At 61.7% G+C, this 9,726-nt stretch carries 10 protein-coding genes; all 10 read left to right on the top strand.

From position 1 onward, the window contains the following. A partial coding sequence (locus ACPYOJ_RS32750) for an exo-alpha-sialidase (RefSeq protein WP_481419962.1) occupies window positions 1-766 on the top strand: 766 nt, incomplete at its 5' end. 323 nt (window positions 767-1,089) lie between these two features. Next, window positions 1,090-2,223 carry an iron-containing alcohol dehydrogenase gene (locus ACPYOJ_RS32745; RefSeq protein ID WP_481419961.1) on the top strand — a complete coding sequence of 378 codons (1,134 nt, stop codon included), beginning with the start codon at window positions 1,090-1,092 and terminating at the stop codon, window positions 2,221-2,223. A gap of 27 nt (window positions 2,224-2,250) precedes the next feature. Further along, window positions 2,251-3,252 carry a 4-hydroxythreonine-4-phosphate dehydrogenase PdxA gene (gene pdxA / locus ACPYOJ_RS32740; RefSeq protein WP_481419960.1) on the top strand — a complete coding sequence of 334 codons (1,002 nt, stop codon included), beginning with the start codon at window positions 2,251-2,253 and terminating at the stop codon, window positions 3,250-3,252. A 23-nt stretch (window positions 3,253-3,275) separates the two neighbouring features. After that, window positions 3,276-4,241, top strand: a complete 966-nt coding sequence (locus ACPYOJ_RS32735; protein WP_481419959.1) for a hydroxyacid dehydrogenase — start codon at window positions 3,276-3,278, stop codon at window positions 4,239-4,241. A 34-nt stretch (window positions 4,242-4,275) separates the two neighbouring features. Continuing rightward, on the top strand, window positions 4,276-5,331 hold the full coding sequence (locus ACPYOJ_RS32730; protein WP_481419963.1) for an Ldh family oxidoreductase: 1,056 nt from the start codon (window positions 4,276-4,278) through the stop codon (window positions 5,329-5,331). 389 nt (window positions 5,332-5,720) lie between these two features. Further along, on the top strand, window positions 5,721-5,843 hold the full coding sequence (locus tag ACPYOJ_RS32725; RefSeq protein WP_281408120.1) for a hypothetical protein: 123 nt from the start codon (window positions 5,721-5,723) through the stop codon (window positions 5,841-5,843). Window positions 5,844-5,906: 63 nt separating this feature from the next. Next, window positions 5,907-6,902: an ABC transporter substrate-binding protein gene (locus ACPYOJ_RS32720; RefSeq protein WP_168832423.1), complete on the top strand. Its 996-nt coding sequence runs from the start codon at window positions 5,907-5,909 to the stop codon at window positions 6,900-6,902. Window positions 6,903-6,931: 29 nt separating this feature from the next. Beyond that, window positions 6,932-7,741 carry an ABC transporter ATP-binding protein gene (locus ACPYOJ_RS32715; protein WP_481419958.1) on the top strand — a complete coding sequence of 270 codons (810 nt, stop codon included), beginning with the start codon at window positions 6,932-6,934 and terminating at the stop codon, window positions 7,739-7,741. Between the two features lie 11 nt (window positions 7,742-7,752). Beyond that, window positions 7,753-8,586: an ABC transporter permease gene (locus tag ACPYOJ_RS32710; protein ID WP_168832425.1), complete on the top strand. Its 834-nt coding sequence runs from the start codon at window positions 7,753-7,755 to the stop codon at window positions 8,584-8,586. Between the two features lie 447 nt (window positions 8,587-9,033). Continuing rightward, window positions 9,034-9,726: SbmA/BacA-like family transporter (locus tag ACPYOJ_RS32705; RefSeq protein ID WP_481419957.1), on the top strand; the 693-nt coding region annotated here is incomplete at its 3' end.

Raw genomic sequence — 9,726 nt, 5'->3', positions numbered from 1 at the left:
GGCCTATGTTCTCTGCGACGTGCCGGGCACCTTCGTGCGCCAGCAGATTGTCGTGAACCGCAGCGGCGACTGGCTGCTTCCGGTCTTCCGCTGCATCAGCCTGCCCGACCAGCGCTGGAGCGGTGACGCCGATACGGCCGGCGTGCTGATCTCCCGCGACGGCGGAAAAAGCTGGCAGATGAAGGACATAGCCGATAGCCTGGGCGCCGTGCATATGAATATCCTGCCGCTCGACGGGGACAGGATGGTCGCCTTCTTTCGCGATCGCTATTCCGAGAATGTCCGCGCCTCGCTGTCCTCCGACCAGGGCAAAACCTGGAGCGCGCCTGAGGCGACAAACCTCCCCAACAACAATTCCTCGATCCAGGCTGCGGCCTTGAAAGATCGAAGAATTGCAATGGTTTACAACCACAGCAATGCCGCATCGTCGGATGCGCGACGCCAGTCGCTCTATGATGAGATCGACAGCGACAAGACGGCGAGCGTGGGGGTTTCCGGGGCGGCGGTGCGAAAGGCCGTCTGGGGTGTGCCGCGTGCGCCCCTCAGCCTTGCGGTTTCCGTCGACGAGGGCCGCAGCTTCGAGCGCAAGCTCGATCTCGATACCGGCGACGGCTATTGCCTGAGCAACAATTCGAAAGACATGCTCAATCGCGAGTTCTCCTATCCCTCGATTGTCCAGGGATCCGACGGCGTGCTGCATGTGGCCTATACCTATTACCGGCGCGCCATCAAATATGTGCGACTTCCATTGGAATCAATTGCTTAGCACTCCATGAAAATAGTTGGAGGGGCGCGGTGAGGCTGGATGCCGGAAGGCATTCGGCCTCGCCGTGTCAATAGCGATGTTTACAAGTGTACGACAGATCGTGCGCTTTCCTCTTCACCTGTGCCGGTGTAAGTTTCCGTAAGAAAATTGCTTTTAAGTCAATGTTTTAACGCGGACGCCAGCTGCCTCCTGTCGATGAAGCCTCATCGAAATGGATCGGAAAGCAAGAAAAATCCTTGAGCATTCTTGCTAAAAACCAGCAATTAAGATAACAACTTTACATCATTGACGGCAAGTCCGTTGCGCATCGGGGAGGACCGCAGATGGTCAGTTTGGATTCGCCTATCACCGTTGTCCGGCCGCACCTGATCGAATTCGGCCTCGGGACCGCGGGAAAACTGGGCGCCTGGGCAGCTGATAAGGGCTATTCCCGCACGTTGGTCATTTCCGATGCCTTCAATGCCTCGCGCATCGACCTTTTGCAGTTGAAGGGTCAGGTCTCCGTCTTCTCGGACGTAACGCCTGAGCCGGATATCGGCAATCTTGCCAAGGTGCTCGCAGCGGCCGGGGCGGCGCAGGCCGATCTCATCGTCGGTTTCGGCGGCGGCAGCGCCATGGACCTTGCCAAGTTGGCTGCCGTGCTCACCGGCTCGTCGCAGAGCCTGCGCGACGTCGTCGGGGCAAACAAGGTCCAGGGCCCCCGCAAGGCAGCGCTTGCCCAAGTGCCGACCACGTCTGGAACCGGAAGCGAAGCCGGCATCCGCGCTCTGGTAACCGATCCTGATACTAAGGCGAAGCTTGCCGTCGAGAGCCTGCATATGCTCGCCGACATCGCCGTCATCGACCCGTCGTTGACCTTCTCGGTTCCCGCCCGCACGACGGCCGCGACCGGCGTCGATGCCATGGCGCATTGCGTCGAGGCCTTCACCAATCGCAAGGCACATCCGATGATCGATATCTATGCGATCGAGGGAACGCGGCTCGTCGGCCAATATCTCGCCCGCGCCGTCCGCGATGGTTCGGACGCTGAGGCGCGCGCCGGTCTTTCGCTCGCCTCGCTCTATGGCGGTTTTTGTCTAGGCCCGGTCAACACGGCGGGTGGACATGCGCTCGCCTATCCGCTCGGCACGCGCTGGCATGTCGCCCACGGTGCGGCCAATGCGCTGATTTTCCCGCATGTCCTCGCCTTCAACACGCCGGCGGTGCCGGCAAAGACCAAGGCGGTCATGGAAGCGCTCGGTTACAGCATCCCCGAGAGCATCAAGTCGGTCTTCGATACGGCCTATGCCTTCTGCGCCGAACTCGGCATCGAAATGACGCTGTCCGGCCTCGGCGTGCCGGAAAACGATCTCGACGCCATGGCCGACGACGCTTTCGCCATCCGCCGGCTGCTCGACAACAATCCGCGCGACTTGACCCGCGCCGACATCCGCTCGATCTACGAAGCCGCCTATTGAGCCGAGTTTTCAAGAGGAATTTGACTGATGGACAGGAATGCAAAAGTCGCGGTAACCCTTGGTGATCCCGCCGGCGTAGGCCCTGAGGTGATCGTCAAGGCGCTGGCTGCGCTGCCGGCGGCCGAACGGCGCGATTTCGTCATCGTCGGCAATACGGAAGCGCTGGAGCGGGCGGCGCGTGCAACCGACATCACCCTGCGTTTCGGTCCTTCGGCCTCGGACGACGGAAGCGTCATCGCCGTGGATGAAGTGCCGCTTGGCGCCGCCCTGCCGGAGATCGGCAAGGTCAGCTCCGTCGCGGGCGATGCCTCGGTCCGCTACATCGCTCGCGCCGTCGATCTGGCGATGTCGAAGCAAACCGATGTCATCGTCACCGCACCGATCAACAAGGAGGCGATGAACCTCGCCGGTCATCATTTCGACGGTCATACCGGCCTGCTTGCGCATCTCACCGGCTCCAAGAGCTCCTTCATGCTGCTTGCCTCGGAACGGCTGAACACCATTCACGTTTCCACCCACGTCTCGCTGAAGGGCGCGATCGAGCGGGCGAAGACCGAGCGCGTGCTCGCGACGATCGAAGCCGGACACAATCACTTCATGCGGCTGGGCAAGAAGGCGCGCATCGCCGTTGCCGGCCTCAATCCGCATTGCGGCGAGAACGGGCTTTTCGGCACCGAGGATGCGGAATTCCTTGCCCCGGCCGTCGAGCAGACGCGCGCCAAGGGCATCGATGTCGTCGGCCCCATTTCCGCCGATACGGTTTTCGCGCGCGCCTATAACGGCGCCTTCGACCTCGTCGTCGCGCAGTATCACGACCAGGGACACATCCCGATCAAGCTGGTCGCCTTCGAAACCGCCGTCAACGTCTCGCTCGGGCTGCCGATCGACCGCGTCTCGGTCGACCATGGCACGGCCTTCGATATCGCCGGCACCGGCAAGGCCAACCACGTCAACATGCTTTCTGCCATCGCCTATGCACGGCTGATGGCCCGTTCGCCGCGTGATGCAAAGGCGCACGAACCGTCCTGAGCGGCGATCGAGGGGGAGGCACAATGGAAAAGACGGTCGTCATCCTCGGAGGGGAGCTTGCAGCGGAGGGCAGGGCGATCCTTGAGGAGGCAGGCGTCCGTGTTGTCTCCACCCCGCCCTATATCGACCGGCAGGCCGTCATCGAGGCGATGAACCGCCACAAGCCGGATGCCGTCATCGTCCGTCTTCTCGCCGATATCCTTGGCCCGGAGGAGATGGCGGCGGGCGGTCGGCTGCGCCATATCGCAAAGCACGGCGTGGGTATCAACGACATCGACATAGAGTCGGCCGCCCGGCTCGGCATCCCCGTTTCCGTTACCACCGGCAGCAATGGCCACTCGGTGGCCGAACATGCGCTCGGGCTTATCATGGCGCTCGTCAAGGATTTTTCCCGGCAGGACGCTCTGATCCGCGATGGCGTCTGGGACAAGAACCAGTATCAGGGGCGGGAGCTGCGCGGCCAGCATCTCGGCCTCGTCGGCTTCGGCTTCATCGGTCAGACGCTCGGTGCCATGGCGCTGGCGCTCGGCATGCGCGTTTCCGCCTTTGATCCGCACACGCCGGATTCAGCCTTTCGTGACGGCATCCGGCGCGAAGCCGATCTCGATCGCCTGCTGTCGCAGGCCGATATTGTCAGCCTGCATTGCCCGCTGACCCCCGAGACCCGCAATCTCATCGACGCGCGGCGCATTGCCCTGATGAAGCCGGGTGCACTCCTGGTGAATACCGCGCGCGGCGAGATCGTCGACGAAGCGGCGCTGGTCGAGGCGCTGAGTTCCGGTCACCTCGCCGGCGCCGGGCTCGACAGTTTCGCGCTTGAACCACCGGACAGGGACAATCCTCTCTTCAAACTGACCAACACCATCGTGACGCCGCATGTGGCCGGCGTCACGATCGACGCCAAGCGCGCCATGGCCGTGATGGCAGCCCAGAACGTGCTGACGACCCTACGGGGTCAGGAACTCGCACAGCGCTTCCTGGCGCGCTGAACCTATCGCATCAAGGGAGGCTGAGATGGCCGACATGACCCGTAAGCCGGCGCCGCGTTATTCCGTGGACGAATTGCGCTCCTTTGCCCGGCAACTTTTTGCGGCCGCGGGCCTCGAAGAGGACAAGGCCGGGGCCGTTGCCCACTATCTCGTCGAGGCGGATCTCATGGGCCACACCACCCATGGCCTGGCGCTTGCCGGCTGGTATCTGCAGAGCGTCGCCGATGGCGTGATGAAACCTGCCGGACTGCCTGCGGTGATTTCCGATCGCGGCCCGGCGATTGCCTGGAACGGGCGCCGGCTGCCCGGCGCCTGGCTGACTTCTGAGGCGGTAAAGCTCGCCGCCGAGCGCGCGGCCCAGTACGGCACGGCGACGGTTGCGATCGCCGACAGCCACCATATCGGCTGCCTCGCTGCCTATCTCAGCCTCGCCACCGATCGCGGCTATATGGTCAGCATCGCAAGCTCCAGCCCCTCCGGCGCACAGGTCGCCCCCTTCGGCGGAAGGCGGGGCATCTATACGCCGAATCCGGTCGCCCATGGTATCCCGACGCCGGGCGATCCGATCCTGATCGACTTCAGTGCCTCGATCACCACGGTCAACATGGCCCAGCGCCTGATCCGCGAAGGGCGGCAATACGAACACGACTGGCTGATGGACGAGGAGGGCAATCCGAGCCGCGATCCGGGCGTTCTCGAACGCGGCGGCACGCTTCTGCCGACCGGCGGCCTCGATCACGGCCAGAAGGGTTACGGGATGGCGCTGCATGTCGAAGCCTTTACGCAGGGCCTTGCCGGCTACGGCCGCGTCGATGCGCCGAAGGGAACGAATGCCGCGGTCACCGTGCAGGTGTTCGATCCCGATGCCTTCGGCGGCCGCGAGGCCTTCCTCCGGCAGACAGGCTGGCTGGCCGAGGCCTGCCGTTCTAATCCGCCGCGTCCCGGCGTGGCAGGCGTCAGGCTTCCCGGCGAAAACGGCCTTGCGAAGAAGCGGGCAGCCCTTGCCGAGGGCGTCGAACTCGCTCCCGGCATCATGCCGTCGCTGCTGCCGCATGCAGAGCGCCTCGGCGTCGCCGTCCCCCGTCCGTAGAGAGAGCCGAGCGGCGACAGCCTGAACCGGATGTTCCGTCAGCCGCTGTCGGGACTATCCCGGTCATTGTCAGTCAGCGTCGCTGGTTCTAAGCTGGTTGAGACCGGAATGGTGGACCAGGCGCGAGGAGCGGTCGCCCGGGAAAGGCGAGCTGATTGGGCCATTCCTGAAGGATGTTGTTCATCACATCTCCCGTGCTTGTCCTTACGTCTTCGGCGATGCCAGTCGCCCATAGCAAAAAACTTATAGCTCGTCGCTTTCAACGGTCTTGGACAGGCAGCTTTCGCGGCACTAGGCTCACCTGATGACAAACCCAGCGGGGCAGGAGAGAGCGTCGGCAGGCCGCTATCGCGCTAAGGGAAGAGCACCGGCAAGTGGCGGAGAAGGATATGGACGTCGCCCTTGACCTCGCGCAAAGCGTGAAGCTGCCCTTGCCGCTCAACGGTCTCGTCGACCAGTTCATGAAGTCGATGAACAGGGAACGAATGCAAAGCCTGCTTAGCTGCACTTAGTTGCGCCCACCCGTAGCTCGGAGGAGAGCCGGGTGAGGACAAACCAAATCGTGGGAGGAAAGCATGAGAAATCTATTGAAAGCAGCTTTGGCAGCGGGGTTGAGCCTGCTTGCGGGCGCCATGTCGCCGGCAGCGGCAGACGAAGCCCTGACCAAGCTGAATGTCGCCTATGACGGCTTCACCATGACGAGCGCGCCGATCCAGTACACGCTTGCCAAGGGCTTGTTCAAGAAGTACGGGCTTGACGTCAACCTCGTTTATGTCGAGGGCGGTTCCGTGCTCACCCAGGCGCTCGTCGGCGGCTCGATTGACATCGCCCAGAACGGCTACACCCCCTCAATCGCCGCGGCCGTCGCCGGCGCCGATGTCGTCATCATCGGCAGCATGGCCAACAAGCTGCCGTTCCAGCTTGTCGTCGATGCCTCCATCCAGAGCGCCGACCAGCTGCGCGGCAAAAGCATCGCCATCAGCAAGTTTGGTTCGTCGACCGACACCGCCGTCAAGTTCGCTCTGAAATCTCTCGGCCTCGAACCCACGGATATCAACATTCTCCAACTCGGTGGCGAGGGCACGCGCGCGGCCGCCTTTGAAAGCCACCAGGTCCAGGGACTGATGTCGCAATATCCGCGCACGCAGGAAATGGTCGATGCCGGCTCGAAGATGCTGGTAGACGTGACCGAGATCGTCAAGGACTACCCGAACACTGCATATGTGACCTCGCGGAGTTATCTTTCTGAGCATTCCGATACCGTCAAGCGCTTCTTCATGGCGATGGGAGAGGGCCTCCACGGCTTTCGTGCCAATCCGCAGGACGCGATGGACGTGACGGCATCCTTCCTGAAGCTTGAGAAGGGGCCATCCGTCGAACAGGCGTTCCGCTTCTATTCCGAGAAGGTGTTCCCGCAGGATCTGCGCCCCTCGATCCCAGGTGTGTCTGCTGTCCTGGCGGAGCTTTCGAAAACGCAGCCGGCTGCAGCCTCCGTGAAGCCGGAATCGATCGTCGACACAAGCACGCTCGATGCGCTCGATAAGGAAGGCTTCTTCAAAGCGCTTAACTAAAAACTGCCGATAAGGCGGGAGGAGAACCCATGTTGCAGGCAACGCCGGTCAAGCTGAAGGCCGATAGCGTCAAACTGAATTATTACAATGATCGCACCAAGCGCGATCTGAGCGTACTTGACGGCGTCGACTTCAGTGTCAACGAGGGTGAACTCGTCAGCATCGTCGGCCCAAGCGGCTGCGGGAAATCGACCTTTCTCGCTGCCGTCGACGGCCTTGTCTCGATCAACGGCGGCAGAATCCTGATCGACGAGCGGGAGGTGAGGAAACCGGGCCCGGATCGCGGTCTTGTCTTCCAGCAGGATTCGCTCTTTCCTTGGCGCACGGTCCAGAGGAACGTCGCCTACGGCCTGGAGATCCAGAAGGCCTTCAGCAGGGAGGAGATCGCCGCACGTGCACGCAAGTTCGTCGAGCTCGTCGGGCTGGCCGGTTTCGAGGACAACTATCCGAATGAACTCTCGGGCGGCATGCGTCAGCGCGTCAACATCGCAAGGGCGCTGGCTGTCGACCCGGAATTGCTGCTGCTTGATGAGCCCTTCGCCGCGCTCGATGCGCAGACACGCGAATTCATGCAGTTCGAGTTGCTGCGCATTCTCGACCGTGCTCAGAAGACCGGGCTGTTCATTACCCACCAGATCGACGAGGCGATCTTCCTCTCCAATCGCGTCATCGTGTTTTCGGCGCGTCCGGCGAAGGTGAAGGAAATTGTCGAGATCGACCTGCCGAAGGAGCGCACGCTCGATCTGAAGCATACACCGCGCTTCATGGAGATCTTTCGCCATATCTGGCGACTGATCGAGGAAGAAAGCGCCCGAATGGGCCTTCTGCGCGTGAATTGAAGGAGCGAGAGATGACGTCCGTTACCGAAGAACAAGAAATCCCAAGACAGCGAAAGCCGGAATTCGCCATTTACGAATTCCTGGTGCGCCGAGAGAATGCCTTGCTCGGCGGGGCCACCATGATCGTGGCGCTCCTGCTCTGGGAGGCGGTTGTCCGCCTCGGCCTGGTCAATCCGCTTTTCACCAGTTCGCCGAGCCGCATTATCGCAACAGGTTATGCGATGTTCGCCGACGGCAGCATCTATCCACACCTCGCCATCAGTGGATTGGAGCTGCTTGTAGGTTATGGGCTGGCGATCATCGTCGGCGTGCCGCTTGGCATTCTTATGGGCTGGTACCGGCGTTTCGACGCGGCGCTCGACCCGATCATCTCGGCGCTCTACGCCACACCGCGCATTGCGCTCCTGCCGCTGATCATGATCTGGTTCGGCATCGGTCTCGGCTCGAAGTTCGCGATCATCTTCCTGAGCGCCGTGTTCCCGATCCTCATCAACACGAATGCCGGCGTCAAGACCGTCGAACGCGACTACATCAAGGTGGCTCGTTCTTTCGGGGCGAACGACAGGCAGATGTTCCTGACCGTCGCCTTCCCGGCGGCCGTTCCGTTCCTGTTGACTGGCCTCCGTCTCGGCCTCGGCCACGCGCTGATCGGCATCGTGGTCGGCGAGATGTACTCGGCACAGGCCGGCGTCGGCTATCTCATATCGGTCGCCGGCGCCACCTTCCAGACCGACCGGGTCATGTTTGGCATCATCCTGATTGCCGCCGCCGGTGTCGTGCTCACCAACATCCTTAGGATGGTCGAGCGCCGCTTCGACCGCTGGCGGCCGAACAACAGGCTCTAGCGGGTCGGCCGGTTCCCGGCGGCCACACGATCTACAGCGACGGCGGCTATTAGGCTGCCGGTCTATTTGGCCGAAAGAGTCAGCGCACAGCGGGTTCGGCATCCTCAGGCCGGCTCATAGGCCTCAAAAATCGCCTAGGTGGTGGCCCTTATTGTTTCCGCGGGCGCGCGGCGGTAATGTGTGTGGAGGCCGAAGAAGTGGCTGGCGACTATTCCAGATCGGTCGCCATTTGCGCGGCAGAGTCTGCGGAGTTGCATCCGGAAAAGGGGTGCAAGGACTGGCCCCTCTGAGGCCCTGGGATTAGCAGAGTAATCGAAAGTTGCGAAGATGGTGTTCGCAACTTATCGCCATTCTATTTGGCGCGAATAGCCGTCAAGGAAGCCGTGAGAGGGCAGGGCTTCATCTGTAGGGCGAAAACGAGCAGCGACGCGATGCAAAGAGGGAGGCATGGAAGAGCTGCAGACTTCTCTCAGGGTAACGGCGAGCCGCTTTCTGCGCTCAGTGAGGCATTTTCTTTCTTCGGAAGTCGGCGGCACGGCAAAGCTTCTGACCGCAAGCCTGGTCGTATTCTTCCTCGCGATTAACGGGCTCAATGTGCTCAACAGCTTCGTCGGCCGGAATTTCATGACGGCGATCGCCGACAGGCAGGTTGCAGAGTTCGCCAGGCAAGCCGTGTTCTATCTTCTCGTGTTTGCCGCCTCTACGACCGTATCGGTGTTTGCGCGCTTTACCGAGGAACGGCTCGCACTCCTTTGGAGAGACTTTCTGACGCGTCGCGCCGTCAATCGCTATCTCACGGACAGAGCCTTCTACCGCCTGGACGTTTCGGGAGAGCTCTCGTATCCGGATCAGCGCATCTCGGAGGACATCCGCGCGTTTACCGTGACGACGCTGTCCTTCCTGCTCCTGATCTTCAGTAGCGGACTGACGATCCTTTCATTTTCAGGGGTGCTTTTGTCCATCAACCCTGTCTTGTTCGCTGTGGCCTTCATCTACGCAGCTTGTGGCTCATTGCTTACGGTATGGCTCGGGCGACCGCTCATCAAGCTGAACTACGACCAGCTAGATAAAGAGGCAAGCTTCCGTACCGGCCTCATCCGGGCGAGGGAAAATGCAGCACGGATCACGCTGTCCGGCACC

The organism is Rhizobium sp. SVR5-9E, from assembly GCF_056755095.1.
The sequence above is the reverse complement of the archived record's forward strand: the minus strand, read 5'-3'. Positions and strand labels throughout refer to the sequence as shown.

Excerpts from the sequence above, each read along its gene's own strand:
- ACPYOJ_RS32745 (WP_481419961.1), top strand. The coding sequence starts at position 1,090 with ATGGTCAGTTTGGATTCGCCTATCACCGTTGTCCGGCCGCACCTGATC.
- ACPYOJ_RS32725 (WP_281408120.1), top strand. The coding sequence starts at position 5,721 with ATGGACGTCGCCCTTGACCTCGCGCAAAGCGTGAAGCTGCCCTTGCCG.
- ACPYOJ_RS32735 (WP_481419959.1), top strand. The coding sequence starts at position 3,276 with ATGGAAAAGACGGTCGTCATCCTCGGAGGGGAGCTTGCAGCGGAGGGC.
- ACPYOJ_RS32730 (WP_481419963.1), top strand. The coding sequence starts at position 4,276 with ATGACCCGTAAGCCGGCGCCGCGTTATTCCGTGGACGAATTGCGCTCC.
- ACPYOJ_RS32720 (WP_168832423.1), top strand. The coding sequence starts at position 5,907 with ATGAGAAATCTATTGAAAGCAGCTTTGGCAGCGGGGTTGAGCCTGCTT.
- ACPYOJ_RS32715 (WP_481419958.1), top strand. The coding sequence starts at position 6,932 with ATGTTGCAGGCAACGCCGGTCAAGCTGAAGGCCGATAGCGTCAAACTG.
- ACPYOJ_RS32710 (WP_168832425.1), top strand. The coding sequence starts at position 7,753 with ATGACGTCCGTTACCGAAGAACAAGAAATCCCAAGACAGCGAAAGCCG.
- pdxA (WP_481419960.1), top strand. The coding sequence starts at position 2,251 with ATGGACAGGAATGCAAAAGTCGCGGTAACCCTTGGTGATCCCGCCGGC.